The organism is Paenibacillus sp. FSL R7-0333 (genome assembly GCF_038000365.1).
Lineage (GTDB): Bacteria > Bacillota > Bacilli > Paenibacillales > Paenibacillaceae > Paenibacillus_AQ > Paenibacillus_AQ silagei.
The window spans coordinates 1,471,455-1,489,387 of record NZ_JBBOBZ010000001.1; the positions used below are offsets into that span (position 1 = coordinate 1,471,455).

A 17,933-nucleotide genomic window follows, 5' to 3' on the forward strand; every position below is an offset into this window, starting at 1 on the left:
GGAGTGAAAAGAATGGATGCAGTGCTGAGCAGATTGCCCCGCAAGCTTACTCTCACCATGTGGGATTTCTCCTGGTACACAATGACCTTGCCGGGCGAGCCTTATCATGATCTGGCGGCAAGATGCAAGGAGGCAGCCGACAGAGGATACAACACCATCCGGATCTGCGCCATGCCGTTCCTGTTATTCACAGCGGAAGGCAAACGCCCCGGACCGCTGCACTTCGGCAGTCTGGGGGAAGTGGGCCAGCGTACCCGCTGGTACAACTGCCGCGGCGGTGCCGAGCTGGACGGGCATGCGCATCTGCTGGAGCTGTTCAGGCAGGCCAAGGCGCACGGACTCTATATTATGCTGTCTTCCTGGGAATATCAGCAGAGCCCCAGCTTCCTGGCCTATCCCGCACTGCGTGATGAGCTGGCTGCAATTGCTCCCGCAGAGCGGTTCATGACCCTGGCCCGGTCGATGGACCAGCTCATCCGGTATATCAAGGCGGAAGGCTTCGCTGATCGAATTGTTTATGCCGAGCTGCATAATGAAGTGGAATTCGGGCAGCTTACCGCCGTGGGTACCGTGCAGGGAATCGGCGCAACCGATACGCCCAGGCTGGTGAAGGCCATGCAGCCTTATATCGAGGAAGCGGTAGAGTATCTCCGGGAACAGCATCCCGATGTTCTGATCACGGCCAGCTATACGCTGAACGAAGCTTATCCGAAGGCATATGTAGCCCGTAATCTGCAGGTGGCTCACTATCATCTCTATATCAAAGGCGTGCTGAATGAGCTTATGGACGCAGCGGGGTTGAATGATGAGGGGGTACCTTTTCCGAATACCTTTGTCTGGTCTATGCTGAGGGAAGATGCCCCGCCCTTCGGGGAATGGAACCTGCCCGCAGGGCAGGAGTGGCGGATGGAGGGTAATCCGGTCGGGATGAAGCTGATCTATCTGCATGATTGGGCCGACCCTGATCTATGGGATCTCTACCTGTATGACCGCTATGGAGCCCATAAGCTGGCGATGCTGCAAAAAGCGGACCAGCGGCTGGAAGAAGCGCAGGAATGGGCGGTACATTCGGGTCTGCCGGTGGTGATCGGCGAAGGCTATGTCGGCTATACCCCGCTGCTTGCAGGCTTCGAGGAAGGCCCGGTCGGGAAATTCATTGCCGAGTATGCGCTGCGTAAGGGAATGGCCCTGGGCTTCTGGGGCATGACGCTATGCTCCAACTGTGCGCCGCATCATCCGTTCTGGCAGGATGTGGCCTGGCAGCAGCGGTGGAACCGGTACATTCTTGAAGCAGAGTAGCGGAGCAGTGAAGCGGCGTAGTCAGCGCGGCAGACCGGCAGCTTGTCATGCCGCGTCCCTCCGGGGCGGACAGCCGTTCCGAAGTAACACGAGAGAGCGCATTGTCTTGGCTGTATGTTTTATAGAGCTTTGGGGACAGAATAGCAGTATATAGGGCCCAAAAGACTGGCTTTGTCTACAACGAGTAGTTCTGCCATGATATAATCAATGTATAAGAACGGCTGAGGGCAAACGGATCAACATCGAAATGCAGCTGTTCAATCCATACAATATGGAGAAGCGGACGCTTTTCTACTGGAGTGAGATGTATTACCACCAAATTCAAAAAGGCGACGATTACAGTCAATTGAAGAAGTGTGTGACGATCAATATACTGAACTACTCCTGTCTGCCGAATGACCGTCATCATAATGTGTTTCATCTTCGGGAAGATCACACTGGAATTTCTCTTAATAACGATCTTGAGATTCATGTGATGGAATTAACGAAGCTCGAGGAGCAGGCCGTTCCATTAACTGGTGGTCTGATCAACTGGTTATTATTCCTGAAGGGTGTTGAACAACCAAACTGGGAGGTGCTGACCATGAATGAACCGATGCTAAAAAAAGCAATGGATACGCTGGAGTTCCTGAGTCAAGATGCCGCTACACGTATGGAATATGATGCCCGGATGAAGTATTTACGTGATGAGGCATCACGAATGAACGGAGCGAAAGCTGAAGGACGAGTAGAGGGTGAACGAAAAAAGGCAGAGGAAATGGTGCGTGAACTTCTTGCTCTTGGAGTGGAAACCTCCATTATTGTTAGAGCCTCAGGCCTCCCAGAGCAAGAAGTTTTAAGCTTGAAATCACAAACGGGGAAACACTGACCATGAATGAACCGATGTTGAAAAAAGCAATGGATACGCTGGAGTTCCTGAGTCAGGATGCCGCTACACGTATGGAATATGATGCCCGGATGAAGTATTTACGTGATGAGGCGTCACGAATGAATGGTGCTAAGGCTGAGGGGATTGCGGAGGGGATTGCTCAGGGTGCAATTCGAGAAAAAAGAGAAACTGCTCGAAAGCTCTTGGCGATGGGACATGATTTTGATTTTATAGTTAAACTCACCGAGCTTTCTGAAAAGGAAGTTCAGAACCTTTGGAAGAATTAACACTCCATGGATAAACCGGTGAAACTCATATTTTTCAAAAGACTGCTCCAACTTGGGGCAGTTTTTTTGAAATATGAAATTTATATGTTTCACTCGAAAGGAAGTGAGCGAATGGGCCATTCGTTATTTGAAATTACAGAGTCCGCGATTATACCCGCTGAGGTATCCGATAAAGTTCTGCGCAGAGAGGCCGGGGCGATTACCTTATTCATCGGGACGGTGCGTGAGTTCACACAGGGGAAGAAAACCTTGTATCTTGAATATGAAGCATACCCGTCCATGGCTGTAACGCAGCTGAAGCGCATCGGGCAGGAAGTGCTGGAGCGCTGGCCGGATACGAAGGTTGCAGTCACCCACCGGATCGGCAGGCTGGAGATTACCGATATTGCCGTGGTTATCGCAGTCTCCTCGCCCCACCGTAAGGCTGCCTATGAAGCGAATGAATACGTGATTGAGCGGATCAAGCAAATCGTCCCCATCTGGAAAAAAGAAACCGGCGAGGACGGCAAAGCGTGGATTGGCGACCAGCTGAATCAGAACGCCTACCCCGCGGGCCGTCCGCTGCTGCCGGATATTCCGGCGGAGGACGAGAGGTAGCTAAAAGGAGGAACGTTCAATGAATGCAGAACAGGTCATGCAGGAGCTTGAAGCGCTTGGCAAGGAACGGACCAAGAAGATATATACCGCAAACGGCGCACGGGAACCGCTATTTGGTGTGGCTACCGGTGCCATGAAACCGATCTTCAAGCAAACTGGAATCAATCAGGCGCTGGCTGAGGAGCTGTATGCCACAGGTAATTATGATGCGATGTATTTTGCCGGGATCATTGCCGACCCGAACGGGATGACAGAGGCGGACTATAACCGCTGGATGGACGGGGCTTATTTCTATATGCTGTCCGATTTCGTGGTGGCTGTCACCTTGGCTGAAGCAGATATTGCCCAGCAGGTGGCGGATGAGTGGATCAGGAGCGGAGAGGACCTTAGAATATCGGCAGGCTGGAGCTGTTACTGCTGGCTGCTGGGAAGCCGCCCGGATCAGGAGTTCCAGCGCGACAAGCTGGCCGGGATGCTGGAGCTTGTGGGTAAGACCATTCACGACTCCCCGGAGCGTACCCGGTACTCTATGAACAATTTTATGTATACCGTAGCCGTGTCCTATTCACCGCTGCATGATCTGGCACGCGAGACGGCGGAGCGGGTGGGTCCGGTCGAGGTGGACAAGGACAAGCCGAAGAGCAAGCGTATTAGCGCATACGATAATATTATGAAGGCTGTCGACAAAGGTCGGACCGGGTTCAAGCGCAAGCATGTACGCTGCTGATCTCGCGGATTTCACCGGCATCCGGTAATGCTTTGCTGCTTCTGGTTAATAAATGCTATGCATTTGGACAACCTATTCCCTATCCTGGAAGAAAAGAGGCGGTTAAGATGTCAACTACACACCATAGTCACGAGGAAGCCGTTGAGACGGTCCGCAAGTTGATCAAAGGTATTGATATGGCTATGCTTACCACGATCTCGGAGGAAGGGCTGGTCTCCCGGCCTATGAAGACACAGGATGTTGAATTCGACGGAGACTTGTGGTTCCTGACCAAGAAGGATACGAGCAAGTTCGGAGAGATTCTGTATGACCCGCGGGTGAACGTGGTCTATGCAGATAAGTCCTATGTCTCCATCCGTGGAACAGCCGAGATTGTAACTGATGTGAATAAGAAGAAAGAGCTCTGGAGCGCAGGATACGAGGCGTTCCTGAAGACAAGCTATGATGACCCGAATGTGATTCTGATTAAAGTCCATGCCGAAGCAGCTGAGTACTGGAAGAGCGGCAACCTGGCCGAGAAGGCGGTATACATGTTCAAGCGGATGACTGGACAGGACACGGACAAGCTGAATCTGAATCAGACGGTCGAGCTGGAATAGAGTAGACAGACAGACGGTTTTGGAAGATTACAGGTTCATAGGTTCTGCAACGGAGAGATCAACAGAATTCATCTGGGGGTCTCTTTTTTTGGTGTGGAGCCGGAAAAAGATAATTGTCACATTACATACGGCTCATGTGTTATATCTATATGATTTGCAGAAAGGAGACTATCGTGGACGCTATTGGAGACAAGATTAAGAGGATACAGGACGGGGAAGGAGGCCTTTACTCCGATGTGATCAGGCTATACCAGCAGCGGATTTACCTCTATTGCTATCGCTTGCTGAATAACAAGGAAGAGGCGGAAGACGCGGTACAGGACATCCTGATCAAGGCCTACCAGAATATCGGGCAGTACAAGCCTCAGGCAGATTTTACCTCATGGCTCTACAAGATTGCTTATCATCATTGCCTGAATCAGCTGCGGCGGCAGAAATACCAGCAGCAGTTGCGGAAGCTGCTCGGGCAGAAGATTACGGAGAAGAGCGCCGAAGAAATGGCCCAGAACCGCCTGTTCAGCGAGCCGGTCTCGGCTGCTCTGAGGAAGCTGGATGTGGAGGACCGGAACTTGTTGATCCTGCGGATTTTTGAAGATAAATCATTTGCGGAAATCAGTGAAATTCTGGGTGTGAGTACGGCTACCGTACGCAAAAGATATGAACGGACCAGGGAAAAACTTAAAAAAGCGATTGAGAGAAAGGAGAAACAATTATGGGCAAGCGTGAATTAACTCCAGAGGAGCAGTTTCTGAAGGATGGAGACCGTTCAGCACATTGGAACACCGTTGATGTTCATGAACCAGTAATGAAGGCGCTCGGGCTTGAGGGGGCATTGACAGCTGAAGAAGACGAGACCCTGCTTCAGACCCTTCCGCCAAGCGGAGAGGCACCTAAAGTAATGCGCAGAATGGAAACAAGAACCGGACGGAGACAGAAGCGGATGCCGGTGAAGGGCTGGGCGGCGGCGGTCCTGGCACTGGTCTTGCTGGGCGGCGGCTATACCCAATTCTCCGGCAAACTCCAGCAAGGAGCTGAAGCCCAGAGTTCGGGTGAAGTCCGGCAAGGGGCCGGAGCCCAGTATAAGGTGCTTCCTTATCAGCCGCTTCCGGCGACGGCTTCCGGCGGAACGCTGATTGAGAAGGCGAAAGAACCCTTGAAGCCTTATATTCCAGAAGCACAGCCGGGTATAGAGTATGAAGCCAACCAGAAGCTAAGTATTCTCTATAACCAGAAGTATTCAAAAGGGGCAGAGCTTATGAAGGAACTGTTGCTCCCTGGAGAGTATGCCACCTATGTAATTACGCGTGAAGACGAGGAGGGAGAGGGGAGTATGAACATGTATCGCCCGCCCCTCACGTTCAATGACTATACCGCGTATAAGACTAGTGTAGAGGAGCACAACGCTCCTGTCCTGGAGCAGCCGGCGTATCTGCCGGAAGGGTATGCCCTGGACGAGGCAATCATCAAGCCTTCTTTCTTAAAAGTTCCGGATGTGCAAGAGCTGGAAGGCGGAGACGAGAGAGACCTGGGAGATAACTTCCAGTTGTCCTGGAGAGTGGAGAAGGCGGAGAATATTGACTACCCGTATTCCTCACTGGTATACAAGAAGGGAGAGGTTCGGGTGAGAATAGGTGTGTCGCGTGTGGATGACAACCAAAACCCGGCTGATCCGCTCTCGTGGAGTGAACATACAAAGATGGAAAATATAGAGATCAAAGGCAGACAGGCCATTTTTTCGGATGACTCCGGCAACAAGGAACTTGACTTGGGGTATAAGTATAAGTTGGTTTGGTCTGACCCCGGTGCAAAGGTTATCTATTCTGTGATCGCCGGCCAGGAGAACACAGAGCTAACGAAGGATGAGCTTATCGCCATTGCCGCCAGTATGATGAAATAAGTAATGCTGCGTTGACACTCAGGGCTGTTTCGCTATCTTAGGATAGCGGAGCAGCCTTTGAACGTTTATTGCCTAGCTGCAGGATGGCATATTCGTAAGATTTTATAAGAATTCGTGCATTGCTCTCCTATGAACTTCAATTCCATATTGTTACTATAGCAATGTAGCAAGAGAATACAGATGTATACAGGAGGGTTAAAGATGTTGAAATGGAAGCGTTCTCTTTCGGTCCTGGCGATGACAGCGATATTAGGTACACTGGCTGCCTGCGGCGGCGGAGGGAATAAGGTAAACAATGCAGGAGGGGCTACAGAAGCACCTGCCAGCACGAATGCTGCTGCGACGGCTGCTGCAACTGATGCGCCAAGCACCAATGAGCCGGTCAAGCTGCGGATTATGTGGTGGGGCTCCCAGCCGCGTCACGAAGCCACTTTGGCGGCCCTGGAATTGTACACGAAGAACAATCCGAACGTAACCTTCGAGCCGGAGTATTCCGGTATGGATGGTTATCTGGACAAATTATCCACGCAGGCTGCGGCCAACAATGCACCTGATGTGGTTCAGCTTGACCCGGGCTGGATGCCGGACTGGATGGCCCGCCAGCAATTGGCCGACCTCGCTCCTGAGGTGGATGTAAGCAAATTCGATACGAAGCTGCTGTCCGGCGGACAGCTTGACGGCAAGCAGTACGCTGTTCCGCTCGGTTCGGTAGCCTTCGGTATGGTATATGATAAAGCGGCTATGGATAAGTTGGGCATCGCGAACCCGGCCAACGGCTGGACCTGGGATGAGTTCTTCGCTTTAGCGAAGGAATCCAAGTCCAAGCTGCCGAAGGGACAGTATTTCACCCTCGACTATGCAGGTAACTATTTCATGTACTCGGCGTATCAGTATGCCAAAGGCAAAGGGCAGGTTATCACGAATGAGGGTCATTTCAACGTGGATGAAGCCACGTATCTGGACTGGACCCGTAAATTCGAAGAGCTGCGTAAGGAAGGCCTGGTTCCTCCGGCGGATGTGAATGCCTCCGATAAGGAAAATGATCCGCAAATGGATCTGCTCGCAGCAGGCAAGGTGCTGTTCCGTTACAGCTTCTCCAACAATCTGGGAACCTGGGACAGCATTAAGCCAGGAGCCTACGCACTTGTAACGATGCCGCGTGCCGAAGAGGCCGGAGGCTGGCTGAAGCCGTCGATGTACATGGCGGTCTCCAAGAACTCCAAGCATGCTGAAGAAGCCAAGAAATTCATCAACTGGTTCGTGAATGATGCTGAAGCGGCCAATATTACCCAAACCTTCCGCGGTCTGCCGGCCAACAAGGATAATGCGGCCCTGCTGGAAGCGAACATGAGCGATCTGGATAAGGTAGGCTTGGCTCTGCTCCGTGCTACGGAGCCGGATGGCCAGACCTGGTCGGCCGGAGCCGGCGGCTGGACGAACTTCATCGACAAGGACTGGGTACTTGTCCGCGACCAGCTCAGCTTCGGCAAGTCTACACCAGAAGAGGCGTTCAAGCAGCTGAAGGAAGCCTCGCTATCCTACGAGAAATAATTTATGTACAGAAGCCCGGGACAGCAATGTTCCGGGCTTTATCTTTTTGAAATATCGTTTCCACTTGGAACGCGGTTATACTCGTGTTTTCAAATTAATCGTTATATTTTGAAAGAATTCGAGCATTGCCCTCCTTTAGCCGGAGTGTGGCCCAATACTATACTTAAGCTATACAAATTGACCACAAGAGGTGACCACAGATGAACCGCTCCACAACCACTTTAGCCCAAGCCTCGCCAGCGCCGAAAAAAAGCTCCTATTTCAAAAGCCGGTGGAACGCTCCGCTTGCAGGCTATTTGTTTATTTCGCCCTGGCTGATCGGGTTCCTGGTACTGACGGCGTATCCGTTGTTCTTATCCCTGTACTATTCGTTTACCGACTACACCCTGATGCAGCCGATGAAATGGATCGGGTCCCGCAATTACGAACGGATTTTCACCGCAGACCCCAAATTCATTCAATCCGCCAAAGTCACGGTCATGTATGTGCTGGCCTCCGTGCCCCTTAAGCTGATTGCGGCCCTGCTCGTGGCCATGGTACTCAGCAGAGCGGTCAGAGGGATCAGCGTCTACCGCACAGCGATCTATTTCCCTTCTCTAATCGGAGGCAGTATCGGGGTATCGCTGCTCTGGCGCAACATCTTCGGGGTAGACGGGATTTTTAACAAGCTGATTGCCGTCTTCGGCATCGAAGGGAAAAGCTGGATCACCAACCCGGACACCGCGCTTGGCACACTGATTCTGCTGACCGTCTGGCAATTCGGCTCCACGATGGTAATCTTCCTGGCAGGGCTGAAGCAGATTCCCAATGACTTGTATGAAGCTTCCTCGGTAGACGGGGCGAACAGGTTCATTCAATTCTTCCGCATTACACTGCCTATGCTGTCGCCGATTCTCTACTTCAACCTGATCATGGCCGTGATCAACGCCTTCCAGATGTTCACCTCGGCCTTCGTGATTACGAATGGCGGACCGATGAACGCTACATATGTATATGCCATGTATTTGTATGAACGGGCCTTCAGCCGGTACGAGCTGGGCTACGCTTCTGCACTGGCCTGGATTATGCTGGTCGCCATTGTTGCCGCAACACTTCTGATCTCCTACACCTCGAAGTACTGGGTATTCTATGAGACTGACACTGGAGGGAAAAAACGCAAATGACAACTCTGAATTGGAAGCCTGCATTCCGGCATGTGTTCATGATTCTCTTCAGCTTCCTCATGGTCTATCCGATTGTCTGGTGGATCGGCGCCTCGCTGAAGGACAGCACCGAGCTGAGTTCACCGGGAATCTTCCCGTCCGTTCCGCAGTGGGAGAACTTCACCAAAGGCTGGAACTCAGTTCCCGGACATACGTTCACTGATTTCTACCTCAACACCTTCTGGCTGGAAATTATGGTGCTGATCGCAACGCTGTTATCCTGTACGCTGGTTGCCTTCGGGTTCGCCAGACTGGATTTTCCGCTGAAGAAATTCTGGTTCTCGATTCTGATGCTGACGCTGATGATGCCTGGTCAGGTGCTGATTATTCCCCAGTATGCCTTGTTCCATCAGCTGGGCTGGGTGAACACGTATTTGCCGTTTGTCGTTCCCCATCTGCTGGCGGGCGGGGCCGGCGGAAGCTTCTTCGTCTTCCTGCTGATCCAGTTTATCCGCGGCGTGCCCAAGGAGCTGGACGAATCGGCCAAAATCGACGGCTGCTCCTGGTTCGGAATTTTCTGGAGAGTGGTCATGCCGCTCGCCTTCCCGGCGGTCGTTACGGTGACGATCTTCTGCTTCCTGTGGAACTGGGATGACTTCCTGGGACACCTCCTGTACATCAACACGGTAGACAAATACACGGTGGGCCTTGCGCTGCGTATGATTAATGACTCCCAGTCTGCAGCCGAGTGGGGCCAGCTTCTGGCCATGTCGCTTGTCTCTATTGTTCCGGCAACGCTTGTGTTCACCTTCCTGCAAAAGTATTTCGTGGACGGGATTGCGACAACAGGCATAAAGGGATAAGATGTAAAAAAACATCCGTCCGATAACGGTAAAGCGCCTGAGCCTTATTCGACGCTTTACCGTTTATTTCGTGTGAGCCGGAGGCGAAGGAAGGGGATCACTTGACCAATCCTTTTAAAAAGTACAGGATCGACCGTCTGTTTTTTCACAGCTTTGCCATTATAATTATTCTGGTGATAGCGGTAACGGCTTGGACCAGCTACAGCAATTCCTCCAAGGCCCTTGTACAGACCACCTCCCATTATCAGCAGCGGCTGCTGGATGAGTTGAACAATGAGATTACCACCCGGCTGGATATGATCGAGCAGATCTCACTGTCCACCTCACGGGACAACGAGCTGACGACCTTTCTCTTGAACAGGCAGGATGATTTCGAACGGTACCGCAAGCGTATAAGCGTTGAGAGTGCGCTCGGCAATCTAACCTATGCCATTCCGTTAATTCAGGGGATTGACCTCTATATGGATCAGCCGATGCCGAGCAGCGGGCAGAGCTATATTCAATTCCGCAATATTCTCGATCTGGATAAGCAGTCCTGGGCCAGGAATCTGGTGAAAAGCGATTTCGCCTGGTCGGGGGAACATTCCATTCCCAGTGTGCAGGGAGACATTCCGGTGCTTAGCTTCGCCCGGAAAATCATGAACGAGAACGACTATCTTGGTGTGCTTGTCGTTCATATTAAAGCCAGGGAAATCCGTGCGCTGCTGACCGGCAACTCCTCCGGGTCGAACCGGATCATGGCGGACAGCGCCGGCAAGCAGATTCTGAGCATCGGGGAGACGCTGGAGCAGAGCGAGTGGTCGAAATGGATCGACCTCAAGAGCAACAAATCCGGCTATGTCCACATTCCCGGCGATAAGGATACCGGCAATACGCTGCTGGTCTACTCCAGAATGGATAATTCCATCTGGACGCTGATTGAGTTCACCTCCTGGAAGCAGATTACGGCAAGCAGTCTGGAGCTGGCGGAATGGATCGGGCTGATCGGGATTGGAGCGATTCTGCTGGTCCTGCTATTGACGCATTATCTGAGCAGGCAATTCTCCAAGCCGATTAAGCAGCTTGTAAGCGCTATGAGAATATATTCAGTCGGCGGGCACAAGGAGGAACTGCCAAGCGACTACGAGAATGAATTCGGTTATTTATTCTCCGGCTACCGCAAGCAGACCGAGCGTATCGAGGAGCTGTACCTGTCGCTGGAGCGGCGGTATGAGCAGCAGCGCAAAGCGGAGATTGAGGCCTTGCAGGCCAATATCAATCCCCATTTTCTCTACAATATGCTGGACCAGCTCAACTGGATGGCCATTGAGGCCGGGCAGGATGAGCTGAGCCGGATTCTGGAGCTGATGGGCCAGATGTTCAGGATCGGCTTATCCAACGGGGCGAGCTTCATCATGGTATCGGAGGAATTACAGCACATCCAGTGTTATCTCGAAATCCAGCAGCTCCGCTGGGGCGACGGTCTGGAGTACACCATCGAGGTGGAACCGGGGCTTCAGGAGGCTTATCTTCCCAAGCTCACCCTGCAGCCGTTCGTGGAGAATTCCATTGTGCACGGCTTCAATAAGCAGCGCAGCGGCCATGTCTCGATCTCCTTAACTAAGGTAGAGGAGACGCTGCAGATTATAATTGATGATAACGGGGCAGGCCTGAAGCAGCCGGAGGCGCGGCCGCACAGGCGGCATACCGGCGGCTATGGCATACGGAATGTGCGAGAGCGGATTGCCGGATATTTCGGAGATGACTATGGGGTTACGCTGAAGGAACGTGAAGAGGGAGGGACCCGGGTAGAGATTGTTCTGCCGCTGCTCACAGAGGCTCCGGCACAGATACTGACTGCTTCTCTCGCTGCGAAGGAAGGCTGATAAGGCTGCTGCGGGCCAGAGAAGCTTAAGGAGGCAGACATGATGTGGAAGATCGCTATTATTGACGATGAGCGCCAGGTACTTCAGGGGATGAAACGGGCGATTCCATGGGAGGAGCTGGGTGCGGAATGGGCCGGTGAGGCACTTAACGGGGAAGACGGCCTGGCGATGATCCGGGCAACCACCCCGGACATTGTAATCACGGATATCTATATGCCGGTAATGAGCGGCCTGGAGATGATGGAGCAATTAAGGAACGAGGGCTTCAAGGGCAAAATCATTATTCTGAGCGGTTATTCAGACTTCGAGCATGCCAGACAAGCCCTCCGGCTTCAGGTCAGTGACTATGTCTCCAAGCCGATCAGCCTGCCTACGCTTAGAACGATCCTTCACAAGGTTATTGCAGAGCTGCTCAGAGAGCAGGAGAAGGTGATCAGACAAGGCGAGCTGGAGCTGAAAATGATGCTGTATGAGCCTTTTGTCGAGAAGGAATGGGTCCGGTCCGCTGCGGTCGGCACCCTGGAGCCTTCATACCGGAACAATTCCCATCTTCCGCCTTCGTATCATTACTGGCTGGAAGGCAGGCATGCAAGCATCGGGATCGAGCTGATCCGTGATGACCGGGCCAGCTCCTTCTCGGTCTCCGACTGGAATCTGCTGCGCTTCGCAGTCAGTAACATTGCCTGTGAGGTTACGCGCAAGCAATACGCTAATATGGAATACACCGAGCTGAACAGCTACCGGGCCTTGCTGATTATTCACCCCGAGGCAGAATGCACACAGCAGCTGGAGGAGCTGGGAACCCGGCTGGTCGACAGCATCCACTCGTATCTCAGGCTGGTAGTCCGCATAGGGATTGGAGGACTGAAGGATACATGGACGAAGATTCCAGAATCGACGGAGGAGGCGTTCCGCGCCATGGATCACGGAGCCTTACGGATCAGTCCGGCCTATGAGGTGTACTGCTACCGGGAGAGCCACAGCAGCGGGCAGGACCGTGGGGTGCTCTTCCCGGTGAAGTTCTCCTACAAGCTGGCCGCCGCGATGAAGGCTTCACAGGAGGCGGAGGCGCAGCAGCTTGTATACGGATACATTACCGAGCTGCAAGCGCAGCAAGGGGTCTCCGCCAGCTATGTGCAGATGCTCGGCAGCGAGCTATGGGGCATTATCACCTACTCCCTGTATGAGTCCGGATTCGTGCTTGATGATCTGTTCACCAATGACCAGATTGCCCAGGAGATCGGCAACCTGGCCATACCCGACCAGCTGGCAAGCTGGTTGTCCGCCAAAATCACAGCCATCTGTGCCAGCCGTCAATGGAAGGGCAGCAGTAAGCACCGGCAGGTCGTTGATTTCATGACGAACTACATTCATGAGCATTATGCCGAGGAGCTTACGCTGGCTGATCTGTCGGATAAGGTGTTCATCTCCCGGAATCATTTGTCGATTATTTTCAAGAACATTACCGGGGAGACCTTCAACAACTATCTGACCCGGGTAAGGATTGAGAAGGCCAGGGAGCTGCTCATGGAACGCAATATGCTGGTCTACGAAGTGGCGGAGCGGGTTGGCTACAAGAACATTCCTTATTTCAGTACTCTATTCAAGAAGATCACCGGCATGAATCCCACGGAGCTGATCAAATGATGACACATATAATCCGCTAGAGACAAGTATGATGATAGAAGCCGCGATGACAGAGCAGGGACTTGCGGCTGAGCTGCATCAACATCAATGTGTCATCAAGGAGGACAGGGGTATGCCCGTTAACTTCAGCATTATCGGCGGAGGAGGATTCCGCGCACAGTATTATTTACGAATTGCCCGGGTCTTGCCGGACCTGTTTCGGATCGGCGGCCTTGTAGTCAGGGACCGGGCCCAGGGACAGGAGATAGAAGCTGCGTGGGGTGTTCAGACATACCGTTCCCTTGACGAGCTGCTGCGGAATGAGGACCCGGATTTCGCAGTAGTCTCCGTCAGCGGCGGGGCGGCAATGAACTATTTGTACCAGCTGGCCGAGATTGGCCTTCCGGCGCTGACAGAGACACCGCCTGCCTCCAGTCTGGAAGAGCTGGAGCAGCTGCATAAGGAGCTGACTGTGCACGGGGCTTGGATACAGGTCGCAGAGCAGTACCCGTACCATCCGATCCAGGAGGCGCGGCTGTCATTGATCCGCTCCGGCAGGCTGGGCAGAATCACCGAGACGACGGTCTCGGTATCCCATCTGTATCATGGGGCAGCCCTGATGCGCAGGATGCTCGGCATCGGGTTCGAGGAGGCGGTCATCCGGGGGATGCGGTTCGACTCCATCTGGGTTGGCGGACCAACCCGCAGCGGCCCTCCGGTTGAAGACAAGCTGATTCCGCTGCAGAGGGAGCTGGCCTGGCTGGATTTCGGAGACCGGCTGGGCATTTACGATTTCACCAAGGACCAGCACCGCTCCTGGACGCGCTCGAATCATCTTAGCGTGCGCGGAGAGCGCGGGGAGATCTTCGACAACCGGGTGCTGATCCAGCAGGAGAATCTGGTGCCTCTGCAAATGGAGCTGAAGCGCATCAACCGTGGAGAACAGGAGAATGCCGAAGGCTATTACCTCCAGGGAATTATTTGCGGAGAGCAATGGCTGTATAACAACCCCTTCGCCCCGGCTCGGCTGTACGATGACGAGCTCGCCATTGCGTCCTGTCTGGACAAGATGGCCCTCTATGCGGCTGGCGGCCCCGGATTCTACGGACTGGAGGAAGCCTCGCAGGATGTATATCTCGGCAAGCTGATTGAGAAGGCCATTGAGTCCGGCGAAACCGTAAGAGCAGAGCGGATGTGCTGGGCGGAGGGGAAGTAGGGTTGCGGCGGGAGTATAGCTGCTGGTTATGCTGCTCACATTCTGGCCCGGCTTGAGCTATTGCTGTGGCTGAATGTGTGCTTGATCAAACTTCATTTCGCTCAAACCCCGGCCTCATGCGGACATTGGCCCCGCCATTTTCGCAGTGGAAAGGCATATATTTATGCGAAGTCACTGTATGAGTGGAGTATGTTATTGACGGGGGAGCAAGCCGGTACTATAATCTGAAAAACGGATGAAGCACATCCCGCACCCTGATTGATTGGGTGCGGGATTTTTTGTGCGTGAATATGCCTGTAACTTTAGGTTCTGACGCCCCCGGAAGTGAGTGGACACAGGTGGGATGATCAAGCTCAGTTTGCGGGGGGAGAGTTGATTTTATAGAGGAGGAAAAGAGAAATGGGATTTGCTGAAGAGCATCAGAGATGGCTGGAATATCATAAGAAACGCAGGACGGGGGAACGTCTGGACCGGCTGGACCGGGGCCACCGGCATGGGGAGCAGATGTTTGTGGAGCGGGTATGGTGGCCGATTTTCGGGAAGTTGGATGATCTTCATCCGGAGTACGAGGTTGCCGATTGGCGGGGCAGGCCGTATTTTGTGGATTTTGTGTGGAAGCCTGGACAGGTAAAGTTTGCTATTGAGATCAAGGGATATGGGCCGCATGTTCAGAACACGGACCGGACCAGATACCGCCAAGAGCTGAACCGGGAGACGTATCTGCAGATTGCCGGATACCGCGTCATCGCCATCCCGTACGATGATCTGGAGTCTGCACCGGAGCAGACCATCTCCCTGCTGAAAGCTTTGCTAACCCCAAGTTTGTTGAAAACCAGTTCGGAGGGGAGCAGTCAATTTACGAGGATAGAGCGTGACATCTTGCACATGGCGAGCCGGATGAATGGGATGATTCGGCCGGTGGATGTGGTGAAGGGGCTTGGAGTAAATCGGCGGACTGCGAGGAAATATATCAATATTCTATGTGAGAAAGGCAAATTTAAACCCGTTTTGGCGCAGGATAGTAGTCGAGTCTGCCGGTACGAGCTGATTCATAGTTTCATTGATTCAGAGATATGGTAGGCGGAGATGAGGGGCATTAATGCCCCTAAATCCGGCAAAGTTGGCGGCGCGGCGGAGATGAGGGGCACAATTGCCCCTGAATCCGACGAAAGTCGGCGGCGCGGCGGAGATGAGGGGCACAATTGCCCCTGAATCCGGCAAAGCTGGCGGCGCGGCGGAAATGAGGTGCACAAGTGCACCTGGATCGGGCGAAAACGGGCGGTAGGCGGAAATGAGGGGCATTAGTGCCCCTGAATCCGGCAAAGTTGGCGGCGAGGCGGAAATGAGGGGCATTAGTGCCCCTGAATCCGGCAAAGCCGGCGGCGCGGCGGAGATGAGGGGCATTAATGCCCCTGAATCCGGCAAAGTTGGCGGCGAGCGGAAATAAGGGGCATTAGTGCCCCTGAATCCGACGAAAGTCGGCGGCGAGCGGAAATAAGGGGCATTAGTGCCCCTGAATCCGACGAAAGTCGGCGGCGAGCGGAAATGAGGGGCATTAGTGCCCCTGAATCCGGCAAAGTTGGCGGCGAGGCGGAAATGAGGGGCATTAGTGCCCCTGATCCCCCCGCAAGCGGCCGCAAACAGCCCCACGGCTAACCCCTCAAGCCCCGCCCACCGGCAGCTTGATCGTGAACGCCGAGCCTTGGCCCGGCTCGCTGCGCACCTCTATGATGCCTTTGCTCAGGCTGATGATGCGCGCGGCGAGCGGCAGGCCGAGGCCGTTGCCCCCGGCGGCGCGGGCGGGGTCGCCCTGGTAGAACTTCTCGAAGATGTGCTTGCGCACCTTCGGGGTCATGCCGATGCCGGTGTCCGCGATGACCACCGAGATCCAGGCCCCGTCCGAGTGGAGCGCGACCGAGATCGTTCCGCCCTCCGGCGTGAACTTGATCGCATTGCCGAGCACATTAAGCCACACCTGCATCATCAGCTCCTCGTTGCCATAATACCGCTGCTCATCCAGCTCGATATCCAGATTGAGCTGCTTGGCGGACCAGAGGGATTCCAGCAGCAGCAGGGCCTGGCGGAGCTGCTCGTCCAGCGGATATTCTGCCAGCTCTGAGAGCATCTCCTGGTTCTCCAGCTTGGATATCTTGAGGATGTTACCGGACAGGTTGGAGAGCTGCCGTGAGCTTTCAATGATCATTCCGGTGTATTCGTTATGCTCTTCCTTGCTCAGATTCTCTTCCTGCAGCAGCATGGCGTACCCTTCGATTGCGGCAATGGGCGTCTTGAATTCGTGAGACACATTCACGACGAAGTCATTGCGGAGGGTCTCGATGCTGCGAAGCTCCTGAACCATAAGGTTGAAATGATGTGCCACCTCACTGATCTCATTGATCCGGTGGGACTCATTCAGATAGATATTGAAGTTGCCGTCTGCAATCTCTTTGGCTGCCTTGCTGAAGTCTGTAATCGGGGCCAGGATCTTCTTGCCTACCAGGATAGTGATCGTGGTCCCGACGACCAGGCTGAACAGCATCATCGTCAGAACAGGCGGAAACGGATTGCCGTGCTCCCTGGTATGATTGCCCAGCCGGTAATACAAAAAGGCTGTGATTCCCAGGATGAAGACAAAGAACAGAATGATCACGAACACCATTGAGACGAAATACCACCATAGCCCCCTGTCTCTTCTCCGAATCATCCCTGCTTCACCGCCTTATAGCCAAGCCCTCTGACCGTGACGATTTCAAAATCCGGATTGTCCCTGAAACGCTCCCGCAGCCGGTTAATGTGAACCACTACCGTGTGCTCATCCGACTCGGAGTCCATCCCCCAGATTTCATCCATGAGCTGCTGCTTGGTGAAAATTTTATTCGGATAAGAGATCATTTTATAGAGGAGATAGAATTCCTTCTGCGGCAGCACGATGCGCTCTGGCCCCTGAATCACGGTTAACGTATCATAGTCGAGCACCGTTTCTGCCCATTCGATTTTGCGTTCGCTGATGATTTTGGCCCGGCGCAGCAGCGCCCCGACACGCAGGAGCATCTCATTCACATTGACCGGCTTGACCATATAATCATCAATGCCAACGAGGAAGCCCTGCTGCTTATCGGCAAAATTCTCCCGCGCTGTCACCATCAGGACCGGAAGCTGACTGTTGTTGTCCCGAATCATCCGTGTCAACTCGAAGCCGTCCATCACGGGCATCATAATATCGCAGATCATCAGATCGATATACTCCTTATCCAGCATCGCCAGTGCATCCTCGCCATTCACAGCCGGAACCGTGCGGTAGCCGTGTCTGGTCAGCACAGTACAGAAGAGCTGCCGCAGCTTGGCGTCATCCTCCACTACAAGAATAGTAAACATAGGTTCTCCTCCTGGAACGGT

The 17,933-nt window shown here is 53.5% G+C and carries 17 protein-coding genes and 1 pseudogene; 16 read left to right on the top strand and 2 right to left on the bottom strand.

The genetic code is table 11. From position 1 onward, the window contains the following. Positions 1-12: 12 nt before the first annotated feature. The 16 genes and pseudogenes from MKY86_RS06125 to MKY86_RS06200 all read left to right on the top strand — a co-directional run bounded on the left by MKY86_RS06125 (position 13) and on the right by MKY86_RS06200 (position 15,984). Positions 13-1,299: a cellulase-like family protein gene (locus tag MKY86_RS06125; RefSeq protein WP_076076529.1), complete on the top strand. Its 1,287-nt coding sequence runs from the start codon at positions 13-15 to the stop codon at positions 1,297-1,299. 214 nt (positions 1,300-1,513) lie between these two features. Further along, positions 1,514-2,167: pseudogene (locus tag MKY86_RS06130) on the top strand (Rpn family recombination-promoting nuclease/putative transposase); the annotation flags it as partial. A gap of 2 nt (positions 2,168-2,169) precedes the next feature. Beyond that, a complete protein-coding gene (locus MKY86_RS06135; RefSeq protein ID WP_076076526.1) occupies positions 2,170-2,454 on the top strand; it encodes a hypothetical protein in 285 nt (94 codons plus the stop codon). 111 nt (positions 2,455-2,565) lie between these two features. Further along, entirely contained in the window at positions 2,566-3,051 is a 486-nt protein-coding gene (locus tag MKY86_RS06140) for a molybdenum cofactor biosynthesis protein MoaE (RefSeq protein ID WP_076076524.1), read from the top strand. A gap of 19 nt (positions 3,052-3,070) precedes the next feature. Further along, positions 3,071-3,778 (top strand): DNA alkylation repair protein, encoded by a 708-nt coding sequence (locus MKY86_RS06145; protein WP_076076504.1) that lies wholly within the window; start codon positions 3,071-3,073, stop codon positions 3,776-3,778. A 107-nt stretch (positions 3,779-3,885) separates the two neighbouring features. After that, complete coding sequence (locus MKY86_RS06150) at positions 3,886-4,377, top strand: pyridoxamine 5'-phosphate oxidase family protein (protein WP_076076502.1); 492 nt, start codon at positions 3,886-3,888, stop codon at positions 4,375-4,377. 173 nt (positions 4,378-4,550) lie between these two features. Beyond that, a complete protein-coding gene (locus MKY86_RS06155; RefSeq protein ID WP_340826630.1) occupies positions 4,551-5,108 on the top strand; it encodes an RNA polymerase sigma factor in 558 nt (185 codons plus the stop codon). Further along, complete coding sequence (locus tag MKY86_RS06160) at positions 5,090-6,274, top strand: DUF4367 domain-containing protein (RefSeq protein ID WP_076076499.1); 1,185 nt, start codon at positions 5,090-5,092, stop codon at positions 6,272-6,274. Before MKY86_RS06155 ends, MKY86_RS06160 begins: the two co-directional genes overlap by 19 nt. A 201-nt stretch (positions 6,275-6,475) precedes the next feature. Then, entirely contained in the window at positions 6,476-7,825 is a 1,350-nt protein-coding gene (locus tag MKY86_RS06165) for an ABC transporter substrate-binding protein (RefSeq protein ID WP_076076497.1), read from the top strand. Positions 7,826-8,025: 200 nt separating this feature from the next. Continuing rightward, on the top strand, positions 8,026-8,988 hold the full coding sequence (locus MKY86_RS06170; RefSeq protein WP_076076494.1) for a carbohydrate ABC transporter permease: 963 nt from the start codon (positions 8,026-8,028) through the stop codon (positions 8,986-8,988). Further along, positions 8,985-9,830, top strand: coding sequence for a carbohydrate ABC transporter permease (locus MKY86_RS06175; protein WP_076076492.1), 846 nt, complete (start codon positions 8,985-8,987; stop codon positions 9,828-9,830). The genes MKY86_RS06170 and MKY86_RS06175 overlap by 4 nt, the downstream gene beginning before the upstream one ends. A 101-nt stretch (positions 9,831-9,931) precedes the next feature. Further along, on the top strand, positions 9,932-11,695 hold the full coding sequence (locus MKY86_RS06180; protein WP_076076489.1) for a sensor histidine kinase: 1,764 nt from the start codon (positions 9,932-9,934) through the stop codon (positions 11,693-11,695). 42 nt (positions 11,696-11,737) lie between these two features. Then, entirely contained in the window at positions 11,738-13,342 is a 1,605-nt protein-coding gene (locus tag MKY86_RS06185) for a response regulator transcription factor (protein ID WP_076076487.1), read from the top strand. Between the two features lie 112 nt (positions 13,343-13,454). After that, positions 13,455-14,537 carry a Gfo/Idh/MocA family protein gene (locus MKY86_RS06190; protein ID WP_076076934.1) on the top strand — a complete coding sequence of 361 codons (1,083 nt, stop codon included), beginning with the start codon at positions 13,455-13,457 and terminating at the stop codon, positions 14,535-14,537. Between the two features lie 399 nt (positions 14,538-14,936). After that, the gene (locus MKY86_RS06195) at positions 14,937-15,617 is read left to right on the top strand and encodes a hypothetical protein (protein WP_076076484.1); all 681 of its coding nucleotides are present in this window, start codon (positions 14,937-14,939) and stop codon (positions 15,615-15,617) included. 211 nt (positions 15,618-15,828) lie between these two features. Beyond that, positions 15,829-15,984 carry a hypothetical protein gene (locus MKY86_RS06200; protein WP_340826634.1) on the top strand — a complete coding sequence of 52 codons (156 nt, stop codon included), beginning with the start codon at positions 15,829-15,831 and terminating at the stop codon, positions 15,982-15,984. Between the two features lie 213 nt (positions 15,985-16,197). Here the strand turns inward: MKY86_RS06200 and MKY86_RS06205 are convergent, their stop codons facing one another. Both MKY86_RS06205 and MKY86_RS06210 read right to left on the bottom strand, forming a co-directional pair. Continuing rightward, on the bottom strand, positions 16,198-17,241 hold the full coding sequence (locus MKY86_RS06205; RefSeq protein ID WP_076076481.1) for a HAMP domain-containing sensor histidine kinase: 1,044 nt from the start codon (positions 17,239-17,241) through the stop codon (positions 16,198-16,200). Then, positions 17,238-17,912, bottom strand: coding sequence for a response regulator transcription factor (locus MKY86_RS06210; protein ID WP_076076479.1), 675 nt, complete (start codon positions 17,910-17,912; stop codon positions 17,238-17,240). Before MKY86_RS06210 ends, MKY86_RS06205 begins: the two co-directional genes overlap by 4 nt. Between the last annotated feature and the right edge of the window lie 21 nt (positions 17,913-17,933).

Coding starts and splice junctions, on each gene's coding strand:
- MKY86_RS06140 (WP_076076524.1), top strand. CDS start 2,566: ATGGGCCATTCGTTATTTGAAATTACAGAGTCCGCGATTATACCCGCT.
- MKY86_RS06135 (WP_076076526.1), top strand. CDS start 2,170: ATGAATGAACCGATGTTGAAAAAAGCAATGGATACGCTGGAGTTCCTG.
- MKY86_RS06210 (WP_076076479.1), bottom strand. CDS start 17,912: ATGTTTACTATTCTTGTAGTGGAGGATGACGCCAAGCTGCGGCAGCTC.
- MKY86_RS06125 (WP_076076529.1), top strand. CDS start 13: ATGGATGCAGTGCTGAGCAGATTGCCCCGCAAGCTTACTCTCACCATG.
- MKY86_RS06185 (WP_076076487.1), top strand. CDS start 11,738: ATGTGGAAGATCGCTATTATTGACGATGAGCGCCAGGTACTTCAGGGG.
- MKY86_RS06170 (WP_076076494.1), top strand. CDS start 8,026: ATGAACCGCTCCACAACCACTTTAGCCCAAGCCTCGCCAGCGCCGAAA.
- MKY86_RS06150 (WP_076076502.1), top strand. CDS start 3,886: ATGTCAACTACACACCATAGTCACGAGGAAGCCGTTGAGACGGTCCGC.
- MKY86_RS06175 (WP_076076492.1), top strand. CDS start 8,985: ATGACAACTCTGAATTGGAAGCCTGCATTCCGGCATGTGTTCATGATT.
- MKY86_RS06205 (WP_076076481.1), bottom strand. CDS start 17,241: ATGATTCGGAGAAGAGACAGGGGGCTATGGTGGTATTTCGTCTCAATG.
- MKY86_RS06145 (WP_076076504.1), top strand. CDS start 3,071: ATGAATGCAGAACAGGTCATGCAGGAGCTTGAAGCGCTTGGCAAGGAA.
- MKY86_RS06200 (WP_340826634.1), top strand. CDS start 15,829: ATGAGGGGCATTAGTGCCCCTGAATCCGGCAAAGTTGGCGGCGAGGCG.
- MKY86_RS06165 (WP_076076497.1), top strand. CDS start 6,476: ATGTTGAAATGGAAGCGTTCTCTTTCGGTCCTGGCGATGACAGCGATA.
- MKY86_RS06195 (WP_076076484.1), top strand. CDS start 14,937: ATGGGATTTGCTGAAGAGCATCAGAGATGGCTGGAATATCATAAGAAA.
- MKY86_RS06190 (WP_076076934.1), top strand. CDS start 13,455: ATGCCCGTTAACTTCAGCATTATCGGCGGAGGAGGATTCCGCGCACAG.
- MKY86_RS06160 (WP_076076499.1), top strand. CDS start 5,090: ATGGGCAAGCGTGAATTAACTCCAGAGGAGCAGTTTCTGAAGGATGGA.